Raw genomic sequence first — 17,800 nt, forward strand, 5'->3', positions numbered from 1 at the left:
TCAACCTTTTTTCAGGTTGGGGATTATCATGGCACAGAAAGCAAGAATAAGATTGTCAGGTATCAGTCCGGTAGATCTGGATGGTGTCTGCGAGCAAGTTAAAGCTATTGCAGAACGTACCGGTGTTAGTATTTCCGGTCCGGTGCCTCTGCCTACCAAAAAAATGGTAGTACCTACCCGCAAGAGTCCTAGCGGTGACGGTACTGCGACTTGGGATCACTGGGAGATGCGTGTCCACAAAAGGCTGATTGACATTGCAGCCGACGAACGCGCATTGCGTCAGTTAATGCGCATTCAGGTTCCCAAAGACATCAACATTGAAATCGTACTTCAGGCTTAATTCAGGGGCAAAGTCCTCTGATTCCTTTTTTATTTTCTTTATTTCGATTAGTTAACTATATCTAGAAATTCATTTATTATTACAGTGGTGATTTTATGGTAACTGAACCTCAGGATGAAAATGAGAAACTTGTCTATAAAGCATTGAAAGAATCCGAAAAACCCATGAGGCCAGGTGATGTGGCAAAAGAAACAGGTCTTGATAGTAAAGTTGTCAGTCAAGCCATTAAAGCTCTGAAAAACAGGGGACTTGTCTGCTCTCCCAAAAGATGCTATTACGGACCTTCAGATGAGTAATTTCTTATCCTTTTTTAGTGCAGGGGAGGGATACGGTGAAAGTCGTCCCGACACCCGGCTCGCTTTCCACTTCTATTTTTCCTCCATGCATTTCAACGAAACTTTTCACGAGACTAAGCCCCAGGCCGGTTCCCTGATACTTTCTATTCAGGGATGAATCAAGCTGCCAGAATGGCTCAAAAATCTCTTTCATATAAGTATTATCAATCCCGATTCCTGTATCACTGATTGATATCATAAGATTGTCTTTTTCCTTTACTGAGTTGATATACACAGAGTGGCCGGGTTCTGTGAACTTTATTGCGTTGTCTATCAAATTGTAGAGTATTTCTTCTACTTTTGTTTTGTCAGCGCATATTTCTCCAATTGCGATATCCATAGTATTCTTTATGTCAATGTTTTTGCTTCTTGCAATTATATTGAATGAATTTATTTGGGCATTTAGTACTTTCCTGTAATCAAAACAACTTAATGTGAAATCTGTGTTGCCGCTCTCAATATAAGACATTTCCAGAATTGAGTCTATTAGCTCAAGAAGATGCTGGCCGCTTTTCAAAACATTGTCAAGGTAACGTCTCTGTTTATCATTAATTTTGCCGGGTCGCTCAGTCTTCAGTACTTCAGAAAAACCAATTACAGAATTTAACGGAGTTCGCAACTCATGACTCATGGTTGTAATAAATTGATCCTTTGTACGGTTCGCTTCTTCTGCAAGGATTTTTGCCTTTATGAGATTGTTTTCAAACTCCCTCTTTTTTGTAATGTCCTCTCCCGCAAGCATTATCCCGGAAATATTCTCTTCCTGATCAATATATGCCGAATATTTCCACTCAATGAGCAATTCCTTGCGATTAAAATTCAAGATCCTATTTTCAGAGCTTGCAAATTTGTATTTACTGTCTAATATATCCCGGAAAATAATTTTGGATTGTTCGAGATCTTCAGGGAACTTCATAAGATCGAACCAGTTGCTTCCGAGAAGCCATTTTCTGGTGTACCCAAGTGTTTCGCATGCTTTCTGATTTACAAGGCGAATATTAAAATCAGTGTCAAGAACGAAAATAATTACCCCGGCGATGTCCAGATACCTGTTTGCTCTTTCCTTTTCAACCTGGAGTTGTTTCTCAACTTTTTTCAATTTACCAATATCAACCATTACACCGTTAAGTCCTACCACCTGATCATTTTCAAATATTGGTTTTGATGAGGTATGGACATATTTAATGTTCCCCGTCTTGTCAATAATGCGAAACATATACGGATTGTATACTCCGGCAATAGTTCTGCTCATGTCCTGAAGAAGGCCTTCCAAATCATCCGGGTGGACATAACGGGCAAAATTCGTACCAATTACTTCTTCAGGCTTGTAGCCGGTTATCCTCTCAATTGCAGGGTTTATGTATGTAAACACGCCGGTTCCGTCAACTGAAAAAACAACGTCATTTAGTGTGTTAACATGCTGCTGGATAAACGTTTCCAGATTATCAATTTTGCTTTCGAGGCTCTTAATTCGTTCTTCATCAATTCCCGCACAACTCAAAGAAGCCGTATTCTCATTAATATTATGATATTCAGATGCAGACACGTTTTTATCCCCTCGTATAACAATAGGTGTATGATTGTGAGCAACAAAAATACAATTACAATCATTTTATGGAAGTTTAAGTATATATGTCCTGTGTAGGATAAGTTTATATCCGGACATTAACTATAAAACAGAAGCTGATGGGCCTGTAGTGTAGAGGATATCACTTAAGCCTCCGGAGCTTAGAACCCGGGTTCGATTCCCGGCAGGCCCGCTAAAATTGATTTGTTTATATTAAATACAATATAATTTACAAAGGTGTTCTCTTATTTTGTGGCAGAGATGTATCCTGTAGACTTCAGGGTTTGGTATGTCAAAAATAACAACTCCCTGAGTGTGCCAGGAAACATTGTTAATGAGACCTTTTTCTTCCATATCATCCACAAAAAAGCGTGCCTTGCTGTAATCAAGGTTCTGTCTCCAGTCACCGACGCGCATTTTTGATCCGCCTCTGAGACTTAATTCCAGTTCATCAAGACCAAATTTGTAGAGGTCAAACCATTGCAGGTCATCCTTCTCGGATTTTATGCGCCCCTTCTTGGTATCTTCCTGCATCATTTTCACGATAAGGTCGATGTCAGTTGATTTCAAGACGTTATTGTTAATTTTTTCAAGGTAAAGGTCAATCTCTTCCATCTTGTATCCTCTTGAATTTATGGATGCTTCTATTATAATTGAGATAAAAGATGGCTTAATCTAGATAAGGGTTTCTTAATGTCTTTGCCGAAAAGGACATAACTTTTACAGTTGTAGTTTATGTGATATGCCGGGGGGTTTACCATAGTTGATATAAGCATAAAGATAGGTGGTGCCGCAGGTCAGGGCATCCAGACAATAGGTACGGTTCTTTCAAAAACCTTCTTAAGAGATGGTTTCCATGTTTTTGGGAGTCAGTTTTACCTTTCCCGCGTGAGAGGTGGACACAACTTTTTCCAGATTCGTGTAAGTGATCATCCTGTTCAAGCCATAAAAGAAGAACTGGATATTTTAGTTGCGCTTGATGAAGCATCCATTACGCAGCATCTTGAAGAGGTGCAGGATGGATTTGTTGTTGCTGATGAGGCTGCAGTAAATGATACGACTCCGGAAAATGTTATTTCTATCCCATTTGTTGACATAGCAAAGGAAGTCAGCGGGAATAAGCTATTTTCCAATACTGTCGCAGTAGGTGCGGTTTTCGGTATTCTTTGCTATGATCTTTCATGCCTCAATACTCTACTCTCAGAGATTTTCGAGAAGAAGGGCGAGGAAATAATTGAGAAAAACATTGCTGCTGCAAAGGCTGGCTATGATTATGTGCAGGATGGGAAGTTTAAAGGGGTTTGCAAATTTGATTTAACCCCCAATCCTGTTGATGGAAGGATACTGATCGATGGAAATGATGCAGTTGGGTTTGGTGCACTGGCAGCAGGAGTGCAATTGGTTTCTTCTTATCCAATGACACCTTCAACGGGTGTCATGACTTTTGTGGCAAAATATGCTGATCGTTTCAATGCCATAGTAGAGCAGGCAGAGGACGAAGTTGCAGCCCTAAACATGGCAATAGGTGCTTCCTTTGCAGGTGTAAGGGCAATGACTACGACTTCAGGCGGGGGATTCTGTCTCATGACCGAAGCCCTTGGGCTTGCAGGAATGACAGAAACCCCTGTAGTAGTTTTCCTATCCCAGCGCCCTGGGCCGGCAACAGGTCTTCCCACAATGACCGAGCAGGCTGACCTTCAATTTGCTCTTCATGCAGCACAGGGAGAGATACCGAGATGTATTCTTGCTCCCAGAACTCCAAGGGATGCTTTTTACCAGACAATGCGGGCATTCAATATTGCGGACAAGTATCAGATACCTGTCATTCTCATGAGTGATCAGTATCTTGCGGATGCATTGTTTACATACGAGAATTTTGATCTTTCTCATGTAACAATTGAAAGGCATTTGCTATCTGACAGGGAATTAAAGAAGATGGGGGACTATCGCCGTTATGAGATTACCGATTCCGGAATTTCCCCAAGGGCACTGCCGGGTCAGGCAGGTGTGCTTGTGGTGGCTGATAGTGACGAACATAATGAAGAAGGCCACATTGACCAGACTATTGAAAACAGAATACGCATGAATGAAAAAAGGCTGAGAAAACTTGATGGCCTGAAGGAAGATATGCAGCTACCGATCATCCATGGTCTGGAGAATGCGGACATTTCCCTGATTGGCTGGGGTTCCACATTCGGCCCACTTGCCGAGGCGGTGGATATTCTCAATGAGGATGAAGTTTCCATAAATCTTGTTCATTTCAGTGATATTTATCCGCTCCACGAGGGTGATATCGGACTTCTGATGGATGGACTAAACCATACTGTATGTGTGGAAAATAACGCCACAGGACAATTCGCTCAGCTCCTGCGCACGGAACTCGGTTTTGAAGTTAGTGACAAGATACTGCGCTACGATGGTCTGCCGTTTACTCCAAAGTCGATAATAAGGGAACTTGAAGAGAAGGAGGTGGTCTGAGGATGGTAACTCTTGACGATTACAAAGCAGGTGACACTGAGTGGTGTCCCGGATGTGGCAATTTCAGCATACTTGCAGCAGTCAAAAAAGCACTTGTGAGTCTTGACAAGGAACCGCATGAAGTCTTGATGGTTTCTGGAATCGGACAATCAGGCAAGCTTCCGCACTACCTGAAGTGTAACACTTTCAATGGCTTACATGGGCGCACTCTTCCTCCGGCAACAGGGGCCAAACTGGCAAATCCTGAACTTACGGTTATTGCAGTAGGGGGGGACGGTGATTCCTACGGTGAAGGTGGAAATCACTTCATCCATGCCCTTCGCCGGAATCCTGATATTACTCTTATTGCTCATGATAACCAGATCTACGGCCTTACAAAGGGGCAGGCTTCTCCGACGAGTGAACCGGGAATGAAAACCAAAATACAGACACATGGAGTTATCAATACACCTTTCAATCCTCTGGCTGTGGCTATTTCTCTTGGTTGTACCTTCGTTTCCCGTGGTTTTGCCGGTGACATCGAACACCTGTCTTCATTGATTGCGGAAGCAGTTGAACATCCCGGTTTTTCTCTGGTGGACATCCTGCAACCCTGTATTAGCTTCAATAAACTCAATACATACAGCTGGTACAAGGAAAGGGTCTATAAGCTGGAAGATGAGGGCTATGATCCCACCGATCGTATCAAAGCCTTCGAGAAAACACTGGAATGGGGAGAACGTATTCCTACAGGTGTGTTCTACAAACATGATTCGACAAGCTTTGAATCCAAACAGCCAGTGCTTGAAAAGGGCCCACTTGTGAAGCAGAAATATGATCCTGAAGAACTCATTGATGTCATGAAGAGCTTCATGTGAGGATTTATGGCCACTCAAAACAGGCTTGCCGGGGAAAGCAGCCCTTATCTCCGGCAGCATGCTAACAATCCTGTAGACTGGTATCCGTGGTCTGATGAGGCGTTTGAGAAAGCCCTGAGTCTGGATATTCCTGTTTTCCTTTCAATAGGATATTCCTCCTGTCATTGGTGTCATGTGATGGCCGAGGAATCCTTTGAGGATAAGAAAGTTGCAGCTCTGCTGAATTCCCATTTTATTTCAATAAAGGTGGATAGGGAAGAAAGGCCAGATGTTGATGATTTTTACATGGATGCATGTCAGGCAATGACCGGAAGGGGCGGCTGGCCTCTTACGATAATCATGACTCCTGAGCGGAAGCCATTCTACGCAGCTACTTATCTCCCGAAAGAAAACAGGTTTGGACAACTGGGTGTAATCGATTTACTAAATAAAGTTACCGAGCTATGGGAAAATCAGAGAGATGAGATTGAGGAGCAGGCAATGTCAACTCTTCCCGACAATCGTCCTAAAGTAAAAGGTGCACTTACTCCTGCTCTATTTGATCAAACATACTCGATGCTTCTGGGAACCTTTGACTGGAGAAACGGCGGCTTTGGCCCGGCCCCCAAATTCCCATCCCCCTCCCTGCTGTTATTCCTGCTCCAATACTATGAAATAATGGATTCGGATCGCGCCCTTGAGCTGGTTGAGAAAACCCTTTCCTCTATGGCAGATGGGGGGATATTCGACCATCTGGGGGGTGGTTTCCACCGCTATTCCACCGACAGTGAATGGGATATCCCGCATTTTGAGAAAATGCTCTATGATCAGGCAATGCTGACCATTTCCTACCTGCAAGCGTATCAGGCGACTGAAACTGCTGAATACAAAGCTGTCGCTGAAGAAGTTCTGGCTTATTCCATGTCATCCCTGCAACACCCGGAAGGTGCATTTTATTGCGCCGAAGATGCCGATGTCAATGGGGAGGAAGGTATCTTCTATTTGTGGTCAGTAGAAGAAATAGAAGAAATTCTTGGAAAAGCCGATACTTCACTTTTCTTCAGGCATTTCAAACTTGTTCCGGTGCCCGGAAGTCAGGGCCCTCAGTCAAATGCTCTGAGAAAAATTACTGGCCAAAACGGCAACATTGAGTCATCCGCTGAAACCATTGAACAGCTTGCTGGGATGAGACAAAAGCTTTTTGAAAAAAGGGGGTTGCGGGATCATCCCGGCCTTGACGACAAAGTTCTCGCTGACTGGAATGGCATGATGATAGCAGCCCTTTCAATAGCAGCCCGGGTTTGCGAAAACGATGATTACCTGAAGGAGGCAAAAAGAGCTGCTGACTTTGTCCGGGAAAACATGTTTGGTGAGAAGGGATTGACTCACAACTTCCATGAAAGTGGTAAAAGTGTGGAAGGGTTCCTTGACGATTATGCATTCTTTGCATGGGGAATGACTGAACTGTATGAATCGACTCTTGATGTTACCTATCTCAAAACCGCTGTTGACTTGATGGAAGAAGCTATCAATCGTTTCTGGGATGAAGAAGAGGGAGGATTCTTCTTCACTTCATCAGCCTCCCATGAGCTACCTCAGAGGACCAAGAAAGTGTTTGACGGGGCTTATCCCAGCGGAAATTCCATGTGTGTCTACAACCTTTTCAGGTTGTTCCATATAACCGGGAACAGCAGATTCAGGAAATATGCAGAAGATACCCTCCTGAGCTTTTCAGATATGATCCTGCGATCTCCTCCTTCATATTCCTTTATGATTACGGGATTCGGTATGGGGATTTACGGGAAACATGTTGTGATTGTGGGGGAGAAGGGTGAAGAAGACGCACAGAAGCTTCTGGATACAGTCCAATCAGGCTTTCGTCCTGTTGCCGTGTACATGCTAAAGGATCAGGCTTCATCGTCCATTCTTGAAGAAATTGCACCATACACAAAGGACATGCAAAAAATTGAAGGAAAGGCCACAGCCTATGTTTGCCATGAGGGAAGCTGCAGCCCGCCGGTGACTGACCCAGCTGAGCTGGAGCGGTTGTTGGGTGAGTGACGAAGAAATCATATTTTTTAGAAACATTGTTTCGATCCAGGCGTACTTTGTAGTTTATATGCGATGACAATGTACTTTTCAAAGTATTGAAGTTATTATCCGGCAGACGTTACAATGTAGCTCTTTAGCAAAATCTTCCTTATGGTTATTCTTACTTGTTTAGCTTCATCAGGAGTTCTTCTAGGGCAGGCTTCAGATGCACCTCAACCCGTTCTAGTTTCATACAACTATGAAAGAACAGTAAATGCAATAGATCATTCTCCTGATGATAGATATATTGCAGTAGGTCTTGCAGGAGGCTATGTCAGGGTTTGGGATATTGTTGAGGGAGAAGATATTTTTGATCCTGTCGGATTATATGAAAAAGATAGGATGATGCAGCTTCTTTCAAAAGAACCGTATGATATTACAGATATTGAATTCTCTCCAAACGGAAAGTATCTACTTGTGAGTTCGTCAGAATATGACTATCTAAATAACGAATTTATCGGTTCACGTTTGGTAGTATATGATGTTGACAACTGGGAAGTTGTACGAGCCCATGATATGGACAGTACAAAGGTGTGGGATGTCGCTTTTTCTCCTGACAGTAATACTTATGCAAGTCCTTTTAAAATGGATAATGGGAATGGAAATGATCATTCTACTATAGCGTTGTGGGATACAAAAACAGGTGAAGTTTCTCAAAACTTCATAAGTAATAATTATGAACCATATTCAATTGCATTTACTCCCGATGGGAATTTCCTTGTTGTTAGTTTCATAAATAACATTGACTCAGATAGGATAGTTTTTTTTGATTTAAACAACGGGGAAATAGAAAAAACAATCAAGCATCAATCAGTTTCAGACTTGCAGTTTTCTGATGATGGGTCCTTTTTTGTTGGAGGAAGCGATCGCTATGATGAAGCAATTGCTTGGAATACTTCATCTGGTGAAGAATTGTATCGTTTCAAGGGCTTTTCTTCTCCCCCAGATGGTATTTCCTTATCCACAAAAGGAGATTTCTTGGTCGGTGTTGACAACCGAAAAGTGATGGTTTGGAATGTAACTTCGAAACAACTATTAATGGATTCGTTTATCGATTCTGACATCCGCAATTCAAAATGCGTTGATTTCTCTTCAGATGATTCTTACATTGCAGTTGGAGCAAGGGTGGCTGATGATTCGGACTACAAAATAAACAACTCTCTTTATTCAAGAGCCATCCAAAGTGGTGCTGATTCTCGGCAACTAAAAAGCCGATTTTCACATGGAGATGGCATGGTATTTGTTTACGATTTTCAAGAGATAAGTCAAAGAGGGCATTTCAACAAATTTTTAGGCATTGTAAGGGAGTCGCAGCTTAAATCGATTTATGAGTTTTTTGATTTTGGCAAATATGCTATTTTTGCTCTTGCTCTGGTTATCATTGTTGCTAGAAAACTGAAAAAGAAATGAGGCTTTGTGAAAGCTGTTTTGCCCACAAAGTAGCAATTAGGAATTATGTTTCGCTCTCTTAATCACCTGAAGTATATATACAATGCAGGTGTACTTTTCAAAGTATTAACTTTAGATGTAGGTAGATATTACAATGTCTGACTTTCGCAAATTTCTTTTTACTACTCTACTCACTTGTTTGGTTCTATCAGGAGTTTTGTTAGGAGAAGCTTCAGATAAACTGGAGCCAATCCAAATTTCATACAATTATGGGGGCAGTCTCAAAACCATTGACTATTCTTCTGACGGTAGACATATTGCAGCAGGATATGGGGCTGAATTTACTGAGGGCCATGTGATGCTCTGGGATACAATTGAAGGAAAGCCGCTATCCTTTACTCCAGAGTTACTTGAGCAAGACAGGTTAATGGAATTGCTTGGGACTGAACCATATGGGGTTAAGGAAGTAGTATTTTCTCCAGATGGTAAATACTTGCTATCTTGTTCTTCTCGTTTTAATTCTCTTGAAGATGAACTTCTAGGAACACATTTAACGCTATATGATGTGGAAAGTAGGAATGTTGTTCGAACCCATGATTTGCCAGAATCATATGCATGGGAGGTTGCTTTTTCTCCGGATGGGGAAACTTATGCTGCGTTATATGAGATGGATCAAGAATCGGAAACCTCCACAATCTATCTGTGGGATGTAGAAACCGGGAAAGTTGCCAACACTATTTCAAGTAATAATTTTGGAGCTATTTCCCTTGCTTTTAGTCCGGATGGAGAACAACTTGTTGTAAGTTTTCTGAATCACAAAAATCCCGATAGGATAGTCTTTTTTGATCTTGAAAGTGGAAATTCAGAAAAAATAATCGAAGAGCAATCTGTTGCTGATCTCGAATTTTCTGCAGATGGAAGTGTGCTTGCAGCCCGCAGTCGCCACTATGACGAAGCAATTGTCTGGGATTCCACTTCCGGTGAAGAGTTGCATCGGATAATCAATTTTGGACATCCGGAGGACATCGCTCTTTCAGGAGATGGGAAATATTTAGTTGGTGTTGGGATGAGGCTGATGGCATGGAACATCTCTTCGCAAAAAAAGCTGCTGGATATTTGGGATCGCGATCAACTTGAAGGTTACAATAGCATCGATTTTTCTGATGACAACAACTATGTGGCAGTTGGTGTAGATTTAGAGGAGGATTCAAAATATGGGATAGGTGGAGAAGCTTGGAGAGAAGCTTTTGGAACATCTGCATTTTACAGTGAAGTACCATTTTTAAAAGGTTCTATTTTCATCTATGATTTTCAGGATATAAAAGAAAATGAACACCATACAAGCTTGAAAGATCTGCCTGAGATGATTCCTCAAAATATTTTGTTTATTCTGCTTGGATTGTCGTTCGTAATTATTTTGTTAGTAGGAAAACGGTTTAAACATTAATCTAACAGTTTGAAAACCAACTCAAAATGTAGAAAAGGGGGTAATGATGCATGTATTACCCCAAATTAGTACAACTCGGTTTTCAGAAATACAGAGCATCCTTCGGGCACGCTTCCACGCACCGGTTGCACTTGATGCAATCCGGATTGTTCCCTATTTCCCTGACAGAAAGCTGCATTGGGCAGATCTTCTCACATTTCTTGCAATTTACGCAGGCATCATGTACCATTTTGAGCTGATGTTTCTTACCGCCGATGATTCGTTGCATGGTACCCATGGGACAAACTGTACACCATGTTCTTGAGCTGAAATAGCCTCCCATAAGTGTTGCAACAATCGTCGTTGTAAGGCACATTGATGCGAAGATTGTTCCGACCTTCTCAAAGGTATTCTGTGTTGTGAGGGCGATGGAAAGCCTGTTGACCATGAGGCTCATCATGAAGACGATTGCAGGAACCCTTATCCAGAGACTTGAGAGGATTTTTGGTATGTTCTGTTTTCTCGAAAATTTGCCGAGCACGAAATCGTAAAGACTTCCTCTGGGGCAGAGGTTTCCACAGAACCATCTTCCACGGAAAACACTTGTTGTAAGCAGTGTAACCATTACGACCAGCATCATGTATCCGAGTATGGGATACCAGAGCCCTCCGATGGCTGCAATCAGTACGATAATCCAGAGATAAGGAGTAATTTTAAGCATTTTTACCAGTTTTCCAGTTCGTTTTCTACTTTCTTGGCCCACTTATAGACAATTTCCATAATGATTTTCTTAATCTCGTTTTTGTCTTTCAGCATGTAGATGTAGGTATATCCTCCTTTGTCCAGATTATTCTGGGATTTTGTCAGCACTCCTTTCTCGTGCAGTTTTTTCACAGAGCGCTGGACAGTGGAAAGATCAAGACTGGTTTCTTTTGCGATTGAGTCAGTGGTATGCCATTCCTCAGGCTTTCTTATAAAGTGGTCCATTATTTTCATATCTGCACGGGTAAGTGCCAGAGCACATTTTATCACTTCATCAATCCGGAACTCTTTGCAGGCAAAATCAACCATATAATACCTCCATCTTGTTGCAGTACTGCAATTATCTGACAGTCTATATATACATTCTCGAGTACTGTTCATTTTTGTACAAAAGTGGCAGTACTTGCTGTTTCGAGATATATTTATCAATAATGGCTCGTATGAAACTAGCAGGCGATGAACATGAGCAAAAGCGAATACATGCTAGGAAACGTTGCCATAGCCCGTGGAATTGTGGAAGGCGCTGTGGACGTTGTATCCGGGTATCCGGGAACTCCTTCTTCTGAAATTATTGGGACCCTCTCATCAATGAAGGAAAGGGATTTTTACGTAGAATGGTCCGTCAATGAAAAAGTAGCCCTTGAAATTGGTGCCGGTGCTTCCATGTCAGGAGCACGGTCTGTTGTTACCATGAAACACGTAGGGTTAAACGTTGCTGCTGACCCACTCATGACCCTTGCATACATGGGTGTCAAGGGCGGAATGGTTATCATAGTGGCTGATGACCCATCATGCCACTCTTCACAAAATGAACAGGATACAAGACGCTATTCAGTTTTCTCCATGATGCCATGCCTTGATCCTGCAACCCCGCAGCAGGCAAAGGACATGATCCCCTATGCATTCGAATTATCTGAAAAATTCGAAATCCCCGTAATCTTCCGTTCAACCACCCGTATTTCCCACGGGAAATCAGATATTGAACTTGGTGAAATTCAGGAAAAGAACAGGGAGATATACTTTGAGAAAAATCCTGACCGCTGGGTCATGGTTCCGAAAAACGCTCGTGTACGTCATCCTCATCTGCTGGCAATCCAGTCTGAAATCCAGAAAGAACTGGAAGACTCTCAATGGAATGAATTATGCCTTAAAGAAGGAGCAAAAATCGGAGTAATTGCTTCAGGTGTTTCTAGTGCCTATGCAGAAGAAGCCCTTGAGAAGCTCGGTGTCGAAGCATCCCTGCTTAAAATTGGAACCTATCCAATTCCAGAGACAATGGTCAGGGAAATCCTGTCAAAGACAGAAAAAGTGCTTGTAATCGAGGAACTCGAACCAATTGTGGAAGATATGTGCAAGGTGATTGCAAGGGACAATGATCTTCCTGCAAAGATCCTTGGCAAAGCAGATGGATTGGTGGCAAGGCTCGGCGAGCTTAACGTTCATGTTTGTGAGAAAGCAATTGCAGATGCCTTTGGAATAGATGCTGAACTGGAATGTCCGGTTCCAACCAACCTTGAGTTGCCTATAAGGCCTCCTGCAATGTGTCCGGGATGTTCCCACAGGGGTGTATTCCACGCCATGAAGAAAGTCTTCGGCAAGGATGCCATATTCCCCAGCGATATCGGTTGCTACACACTTGGTATCCAGCACGGGACTGTTGACACAACCCTTTGTATGGGTGCAAGTATCACAGTAGCTTCCGGAATCTATGATGCGGGAGAAACCCGTCCAATATGCTGTACCATCGGTGATTCTACTTTCTTCCATACAGGAATGAACGGTCTTTTGAATTCCGTTTATAATAAATCAAATATTACAGTCCTGATTCTGGATAACCGAACCACTGCCATGACAGGACATCAGGAAAATCCGGGTATGGGTAAAACCGCTACAGGTGATCCAACTGTAGAAATTGATTTCGAACTACTCTGTCATGGATTGGGCGCTGAATTCGTGGAAACGGTTGATGCCTATGATATGGCAGCTGTAGAGGACGTTTTGCAAAGGGCAAAAGACTATGAAGGTGTTTCCGTAGTCATTCCAAAACGCGAATGTGTGATTTCCGCCAGAAGAGGTGGAGCTCGCTTTACACGTTATACTATTATCGAGGATACCTGCATTGGTTGTCGCAAATGCCTTAGTTTCGGCTGCCCTGCAATTGAATTCGATCTGGATGCTAAGAAAGCGAAGATCAATGCCATGTGTACTGGATGTGGGCTGTGTGTCGACATATGTCCGGTCAATGCAATTGTGGAGGTCCAAAAATGAGCCAGACAAATTCTGCTTTTGACCTTGTAATTTCCGGAGTTGGTGGGCAGGGTGCAGTTCTTGTGTCCGATATCATTGGGAAATCTGCAGTGAAAGAAGGTATCAGTGTAAGGGCTGCAGAAACACACGGAATGGCACAGCGTGGTGGGTCTGTCATAAACCACGTTCGCATTGGATGTGAACTGGGCTCTCTTATCCCCTGTGGCAAAGCTCACGGGATGCTTTCCCTTGAACCTGCTGAAACATTGCGTTACATCGCGGATGTTGCAGAAGGTGGCATCGTCGTGATGAACACCTGTGCAATTTACCCGGTGACAGTAGCTTCAGGAGTATGTGGCTATTGCGATGTCCAGTCTATCGTGGCCGAACTTGAGAAAAAATACAATGTAATTGCTTTTGATGGTACATCTCTTGCAATACAGGCAGGCAGCATTAAAGCGTTAAATGTGGTTATGCTGGGTGCAATTTCCCGCTATCTTCCATTTTCAGAAGAGACAATTCTGGAAAGCATAAGAAGTATGGTTCCTCCCAAAACTATCGATGTTAACCTTAAAGCTTTCAGGCTGGGAAGGGAAGCTACAGAAGAATAAACTCTGAAGGTAATTTATGTACAACATACCTGCCTCTGACTTTGATCTTGATTATACGCTTGATTGTGGGCAGGTATTTCGCTGGAATCAGGAAGGCGACTGGTGGCATGGTGTCGTCAAAGGCGAAATTGTTCATGCTTTCCAGGACAGGGAAACTGAATCCCTGATTCTGGATTCTCGTCTTCCCGAAGATTATCTTTACCGATATTTCAGGCTTGACGACGATCTTCCTTCCATTTTTTCCGATATGGATAAAGATGCCTACATCCATGAAGCCATTTCCAAATACAGTGGCTTGCGTCTCATTTTACAGGAACCATGGGAATGCCTGATTTCTTACATGCTGGCTACGGCTTCCAATATTCCGCGCATCAAGAAAACCATCGGGACAATGTCACGTTTGCTTGGTGAAGATCTTGGGAATGGTTTTTTTTCTTTCCCGGAACCAGAAGCATTGGCAGGTTGCTGTAGCGATGATTTATGCGAATGCAGGATGGGTTTTCGTGCCAGAAGGCTTGTGCAGGCAGCACAGCGGGTAGCAGATGGGGAATTTGATCTGCATGCTCCTTTTGAGATGGATTACAGGGAAGCAAAACAATATCTCATGACCATAGAAGGAATCGGGGATAAAGTAGCCGATTGTATCCTCCTGTTTTCATACGACAAAATGGAAGCATTTCCTGTTGACACTCATGTCGAAAAAATAGTCAAACAATATTACTCAGACAGCTTTGGAGGACCTTACACAAAAACAAAAATGGCAGAATGGGGTATTTCTTATTTTGGAAAATACTGTGGTTATGCACAACAGTATCTTTTCTACCAGCGACGCCTTGAAGGTGCACTTGGTACCAGTCTCTAAAGCTTACAGGAACTCCCGTAGTTGGGAGCGATAACCCTCCTCCTCTATCTGGAGAATTTCTTTTCCTGAAAGAATTACGTATCCTTCTTGAATACTCTTTTTGATATGTTTTCCAAGGGCGCAGTTGTGAAGTTCAGATTCCAGTAAATCTTTTGCATTGGAGAATCTTCGAGGCAGTTCTGCAACATATTTTCCGTCTTCAATGTAGAATGAAAATGTATTGGAGTTATTGACGTGTTTTTCCTTGAATTTCTCAGAATGGTCTTGCACCCACACAGGGGGTCCAAAATGCTTTCGGACATTAGACAGGTTTATATTTTCAAGCTCTGCGATCAGTACTGATTTTTCATCGGCCCACACATTGGTTTTGATTACACGGAAGTCGTGTTGCTCTAAAAGCAGTTCCACGGATTTCTGCATTTTGAAGAGTTGCGGGTAGAGGATATCTTCCACGATGTCCGGCGTTTTGAAGCAAATAGAAACAAATCCTGTATTTCTTCTCTCGAATGAATTGATGATCTCATCATCAGACATGGGAATTGGTTCTGTTTTTTGGAAGAAATTTTCTACAGGACTCTTAAGATAATCCCTTGAAAGGGAGATAAATTGTGTAAACCTATCCGTTGTAAGTGCTGCTGCAACATTGCGATTAGGATCAGTTGGATCAATCACTACCATCGAGTCTTCAAAACCATGTTTTGGTTTCACCATTTCAATTGTCTCACCTGGTTTCCATGAAGCTGCAGCCTGCAGCACATCCTCAAATGATCCATAATGGATAACCAGCAGTTCGGTCAGATATCCTGAAAACCCGCCGGTTTTGAGTTCGGAGCCATACACTCCGCCGGCCTTCATGAACTGTTTCAGGAGAAGCACGTCGTTTTCAAGTCCGCCTATATGTTCCTTTATAAAGAGATTATGAAATGGTGTCCTGTCGACAGCTGAGATGATATTCTCTGCGCTTTCTACCCTGTAGCATGGAACAATGTCCACATCAAACCCGGAATATTTGAGTTTGGTATAAGGGTGTTCAGCGTAACCTTCTTCCCAGCTTTCAGCTTCCTTTGCCATTTGTCGACCTATCAAAAGCCCATATTCTTCAAGTTTTTTTCGTGGAAGTGAAGGTTCAAAAGAAATGAAAATATCCAGATCATGGGTGCCGGAAATCCAGGTTCCTCTTGCTGCAGAACCAACCAGTTGAAGCTCTGCCCCGGAAATGTCATTTTCAATCGCAAGTTCCTTTGCTCTTTTCATCAAATAAGAGGCTGTGTTTTCAAGCCTGATTTTTTCTTCATCAGAAGGTTTAATTCTTTCAAGAACTCGCTTTTCAATCGCATCCATGCATATCATTGTCTTAATCGCTGAGTTACTTATAGGTTAATTTGTAATGTAAATGTTCCTGTCTTTCCCAGAACTGTTTTTGAGATTTGGTTCAAGAACTGCAGTAATATAGCAGTTTTTATCAACACAACGATAGTAATTTATACTAATCTCCACACAACTATTTTGGGTTTATGGAGTGTGTTAACGGAATAACATGATAGCAATGGCTTTCTGTTATCCGCACGATATGATATTCCTACAGGAGGAAATTATGTTAAGCGAGAAAATGACTGAAGCATTAAATGGCCAGATAAATAAGGAGATATATTCGGCATATCTCTACATGGCAATGTCAGCTCACAGCACATATACAGGCCTTGATGGGTTTGCAAACTGGTTTATGGTACAATATCAGGAAGAAATGACCCATGCAATGAGAATTTATAACTATCTGAAAGATCAGGGTGCAAGGATTGAACTTCAGGCTATCGAGCAGCCTCCGGTAGAATTTGGCACTCCGCTTGACATGTTTGAGAAAACACTGGCACATGAGCAGTTTGTCACAAAATCGATCAACGATCTTGTAACTCTTGCAAATGAAGAGAAGGACTATGCTACAAGTATTTTCCTCCAGTGGTTCATTACTGAACAAATAGAAGAGGAAAGTAACGATAATGAGATAATAGGCAAGTTAAAACTGGCAGGTGAAGATGGTAACGGTCTTTTCATGATCGATAAGGAACTGGGTACAAGAGTATTCGTTCCGCCGGCAACAGAAGGACAATAAATTAAGGAGTTTTGGATATGGAAATTGGAGAATTATTGAAAGGGAAGCTTTCCGAAGGTAAAGAGAAACACGTACCGGTAATAGATATCGGGAAATCCCATGGATCTGAAGTTGAAGACCTTGTTACTGTTACTGTAGGCAAGGAAGTTGCTCACCCTAACACTGTTGAACACCACATCGCATGGCTTGAACTATATGGTGTAAAGGATGATGGTCAGGTTGTAGATATTGGTCGTGCTGAATTTGGTCCTTCCTACACTGCTCCACTTGCGCGTTTCAAGGTTGATGTTGCTGGCTTCAAGGGATTCTTTGCTCTTTCCTACTGTAATATCCACGGCCTCTGGCAGAATGTGGTTGAGCTTTAACTGACAGGTGGATACATGGATTCAATTGCAGATGAGGTAAAACAGGTCAAAGGTTTCATGCCACGTGCCATAAGGTACGCAAAGAGCATGGACGATGACTTCGGGGAAGCAGTCGCTGGCTTTTACAAATCTGTATGGGCTGAAAGGGAAGGTGGTCTGTCACTTAAGGAAAAACACCTCCTTGTTTTCACAGTTGCCTGTGCCAACAACAACTCTGAAAGTGCTGTCAAGATTCTGGAGCGTCTCAGGAAATTTGACGCAAGCCGGACTGAAATCCTTGATGCAATGATGATTGCAGCATGGACTGGTGGAATCCAGAATTTCACAGATTTTAGCAGCGTTGTGCTTAAGCAAATGGAAAAGATTGGAATCGAATAAATC

General features: G+C 42.5%; 18 protein-coding genes and 1 tRNA gene. 14 read left to right on the forward strand and 5 right to left on the reverse strand.

Annotated elements, in window-relative coordinates; genetic code table 11:
• Positions 1 to 28: 28 nt before the first annotated feature.
• The gene (rpsJ, locus tag J2755_RS06965) at positions 29 to 340 is read left to right on the forward strand and encodes a 30S ribosomal protein S10 (RefSeq protein ID WP_209681257.1); all 312 of its coding nucleotides are present in this window, start codon (positions 29 to 31) and stop codon (positions 338 to 340) included.
• 95 nt (positions 341 to 435) lie between these two features.
• Positions 436 to 636 carry a helix-turn-helix transcriptional regulator gene (locus J2755_RS06970; RefSeq protein ID WP_209681259.1) on the forward strand — a complete coding sequence of 67 codons (201 nt, stop codon included), beginning with the start codon at positions 436 to 438 and terminating at the stop codon, positions 634 to 636.
• 4 nt (positions 637 to 640) lie between these two features.
• Here the strand turns inward: J2755_RS06970 and J2755_RS06975 are convergent, their stop codons facing one another.
• Entirely contained in the window at positions 641 to 2,221 is a 1,581-nt protein-coding gene (locus J2755_RS06975) for a PAS domain-containing sensor histidine kinase (RefSeq protein WP_209681261.1), read from the reverse strand.
• A gap of 142 nt (positions 2,222 to 2,363) precedes the next feature.
• Here J2755_RS06975 and J2755_RS06980 point away from each other — a divergent pair.
• Positions 2,364 to 2,435 (forward strand) — tRNA-Arg (locus J2755_RS06980).
• A gap of 20 nt (positions 2,436 to 2,455) precedes the next feature.
• Here the strand turns inward: J2755_RS06980 and J2755_RS06985 are convergent.
• Positions 2,456 to 2,857, reverse strand: a complete 402-nt coding sequence (locus J2755_RS06985) for a hypothetical protein (RefSeq protein ID WP_209681263.1) — start codon at positions 2,855 to 2,857, stop codon at positions 2,456 to 2,458.
• A 159-nt stretch (positions 2,858 to 3,016) separates the two neighbouring features.
• Here J2755_RS06985 and J2755_RS06990 point away from each other — a divergent pair, with 159 nt between their 5' ends.
• From J2755_RS06990 to J2755_RS07010, 5 genes are all read left to right on the forward strand, one after another.
• The gene (locus tag J2755_RS06990) at positions 3,017 to 4,720 is read left to right on the forward strand and encodes a 2-oxoacid:acceptor oxidoreductase subunit alpha (RefSeq protein ID WP_342591070.1); all 1,704 of its coding nucleotides are present in this window, start codon (positions 3,017 to 3,019) and stop codon (positions 4,718 to 4,720) included.
• 2 nt (positions 4,721 to 4,722) lie between these two features.
• Positions 4,723 to 5,577: a 2-oxoacid:ferredoxin oxidoreductase subunit beta gene (locus J2755_RS06995; RefSeq protein WP_209681265.1), complete on the forward strand. Its 855-nt coding sequence runs from the start codon at positions 4,723 to 4,725 to the stop codon at positions 5,575 to 5,577.
• 6 nt (positions 5,578 to 5,583) lie between these two features.
• Positions 5,584 to 7,617 carry a thioredoxin domain-containing protein gene (locus tag J2755_RS07000; protein WP_209681267.1) on the forward strand — a complete coding sequence of 678 codons (2,034 nt, stop codon included), beginning with the start codon at positions 5,584 to 5,586 and terminating at the stop codon, positions 7,615 to 7,617.
• Between the two features lie 141 nt (positions 7,618 to 7,758).
• Positions 7,759 to 9,057: a WD40 repeat domain-containing protein gene (locus J2755_RS07005; RefSeq protein ID WP_209681269.1), complete on the forward strand. Its 1,299-nt coding sequence runs from the start codon at positions 7,759 to 7,761 to the stop codon at positions 9,055 to 9,057.
• Positions 9,058 to 9,235: 178 nt separating this feature from the next.
• A complete protein-coding gene (locus tag J2755_RS07010; RefSeq protein WP_209681271.1) occupies positions 9,236 to 10,483 on the forward strand; it encodes a WD40 repeat domain-containing protein in 1,248 nt (415 codons plus the stop codon).
• An 82-nt stretch (positions 10,484 to 10,565) separates the two neighbouring features.
• Here J2755_RS07010 and J2755_RS07015 read toward each other — a convergent pair whose 3' ends face one another.
• Both J2755_RS07015 and J2755_RS07020 read right to left on the reverse strand, forming a co-directional pair.
• Positions 10,566 to 11,183: a 4Fe-4S binding protein gene (locus J2755_RS07015; protein ID WP_209681273.1), complete on the reverse strand. Its 618-nt coding sequence runs from the start codon at positions 11,181 to 11,183 to the stop codon at positions 10,566 to 10,568.
• 2 nt (positions 11,184 to 11,185) lie between these two features.
• Positions 11,186 to 11,533, reverse strand: a complete 348-nt coding sequence (locus J2755_RS07020; protein ID WP_209681275.1) for a winged helix-turn-helix transcriptional regulator — start codon at positions 11,531 to 11,533, stop codon at positions 11,186 to 11,188.
• A 153-nt stretch (positions 11,534 to 11,686) separates the two neighbouring features.
• Here J2755_RS07020 and iorA point away from each other — a divergent pair, with 153 nt between their 5' ends.
• From iorA to J2755_RS07035, 3 genes are read left to right on the forward strand one after another with little or no spacing between them, the layout of a single operon-like run.
• Positions 11,687 to 13,492: an indolepyruvate ferredoxin oxidoreductase subunit alpha gene (gene iorA / locus J2755_RS07025; protein ID WP_209681277.1), complete on the forward strand. Its 1,806-nt coding sequence runs from the start codon at positions 11,687 to 11,689 to the stop codon at positions 13,490 to 13,492.
• Positions 13,489 to 14,082, forward strand: a complete 594-nt coding sequence (locus J2755_RS07030; protein WP_209681279.1) for an indolepyruvate oxidoreductase subunit beta — start codon at positions 13,489 to 13,491, stop codon at positions 14,080 to 14,082. Before iorA ends, J2755_RS07030 begins: the two co-directional genes overlap by 4 nt.
• Positions 14,083 to 14,098: 16 nt before the next feature.
• Complete coding sequence (locus J2755_RS07035; protein ID WP_209681281.1) at positions 14,099 to 14,944, forward strand: DNA-3-methyladenine glycosylase family protein; 846 nt, start codon at positions 14,099 to 14,101, stop codon at positions 14,942 to 14,944.
• Positions 14,945 to 14,947: 3 nt separating this feature from the next.
• On the opposite strand, the gene cca is transcribed toward J2755_RS07035, so the two are convergent.
• On the reverse strand, positions 14,948 to 16,285 hold the full coding sequence (cca, locus tag J2755_RS07040; protein ID WP_209681283.1) for a CCA tRNA nucleotidyltransferase: 1,338 nt from the start codon (positions 16,283 to 16,285) through the stop codon (positions 14,948 to 14,950).
• A gap of 253 nt (positions 16,286 to 16,538) precedes the next feature.
• Between cca and J2755_RS07045 the strand changes: the two genes are divergently transcribed.
• The 3 genes from J2755_RS07045 to J2755_RS07055 are packed head-to-tail and all read left to right on the forward strand — an operon-like array spanning position 16,539 to position 17,797.
• Positions 16,539 to 17,054, forward strand: coding sequence for a ferritin (locus J2755_RS07045; RefSeq protein ID WP_209681285.1), 516 nt, complete (start codon positions 16,539 to 16,541; stop codon positions 17,052 to 17,054).
• Positions 17,055 to 17,071: 17 nt separating this feature from the next.
• The gene (locus J2755_RS07050) at positions 17,072 to 17,419 is read left to right on the forward strand and encodes a desulfoferrodoxin family protein (protein WP_209681286.1); all 348 of its coding nucleotides are present in this window, start codon (positions 17,072 to 17,074) and stop codon (positions 17,417 to 17,419) included.
• A 15-nt stretch (positions 17,420 to 17,434) separates the two neighbouring features.
• A complete protein-coding gene (locus tag J2755_RS07055; RefSeq protein ID WP_245312757.1) occupies positions 17,435 to 17,797 on the forward strand; it encodes a carboxymuconolactone decarboxylase family protein in 363 nt (120 codons plus the stop codon).
• The last annotated feature ends 3 nt before the right edge of the window (positions 17,798 to 17,800 follow it).

It is taken from the genome of Methanohalophilus levihalophilus (genome assembly GCF_017874375.1).
Classification (GTDB): Archaea; Halobacteriota; Methanosarcinia; order Methanosarcinales; family Methanosarcinaceae; genus Methanohalophilus; species Methanohalophilus levihalophilus.

Bases quoted from the DNA above. Each gene is read 5' to 3' on its own strand.
- rpsJ (WP_209681257.1), top strand. From the start codon at position 29: ATGGCACAGAAAGCAAGAATAAGATTGTCAGGTATCAGTCCGGTAGAT.
- J2755_RS06970 (WP_209681259.1), top strand. From the start codon at position 436: ATGGTAACTGAACCTCAGGATGAAAATGAGAAACTTGTCTATAAAGCA.
- J2755_RS06985 (WP_209681263.1), bottom strand. From the start codon at position 2,857: ATGGAAGAGATTGACCTTTACCTTGAAAAAATTAACAATAACGTCTTG.
- J2755_RS06995 (WP_209681265.1), top strand. From the start codon at position 4,723: ATGGTAACTCTTGACGATTACAAAGCAGGTGACACTGAGTGGTGTCCC.
- J2755_RS07000 (WP_209681267.1), top strand. From the start codon at position 5,584: ATGGCCACTCAAAACAGGCTTGCCGGGGAAAGCAGCCCTTATCTCCGG.
- J2755_RS07005 (WP_209681269.1), top strand. From the start codon at position 7,759: ATGGTTATTCTTACTTGTTTAGCTTCATCAGGAGTTCTTCTAGGGCAG.
- J2755_RS07015 (WP_209681273.1), bottom strand. From the start codon at position 11,183: ATGCTTAAAATTACTCCTTATCTCTGGATTATCGTACTGATTGCAGCC.
- J2755_RS07020 (WP_209681275.1), bottom strand. From the start codon at position 11,533: ATGGTTGATTTTGCCTGCAAAGAGTTCCGGATTGATGAAGTGATAAAA.
- iorA (WP_209681277.1), top strand. From the start codon at position 11,687: ATGAGCAAAAGCGAATACATGCTAGGAAACGTTGCCATAGCCCGTGGA.
- J2755_RS07030 (WP_209681279.1), top strand. From the start codon at position 13,489: ATGAGCCAGACAAATTCTGCTTTTGACCTTGTAATTTCCGGAGTTGGT.
- J2755_RS07035 (WP_209681281.1), top strand. From the start codon at position 14,099: ATGTACAACATACCTGCCTCTGACTTTGATCTTGATTATACGCTTGAT.
- cca (WP_209681283.1), bottom strand. From the start codon at position 16,285: ATGGATGCGATTGAAAAGCGAGTTCTTGAAAGAATTAAACCTTCTGAT.
- J2755_RS07045 (WP_209681285.1), top strand. From the start codon at position 16,539: ATGTTAAGCGAGAAAATGACTGAAGCATTAAATGGCCAGATAAATAAG.
- J2755_RS07050 (WP_209681286.1), top strand. From the start codon at position 17,072: ATGGAAATTGGAGAATTATTGAAAGGGAAGCTTTCCGAAGGTAAAGAG.
- J2755_RS07055 (WP_245312757.1), top strand. From the start codon at position 17,435: ATGGATTCAATTGCAGATGAGGTAAAACAGGTCAAAGGTTTCATGCCA.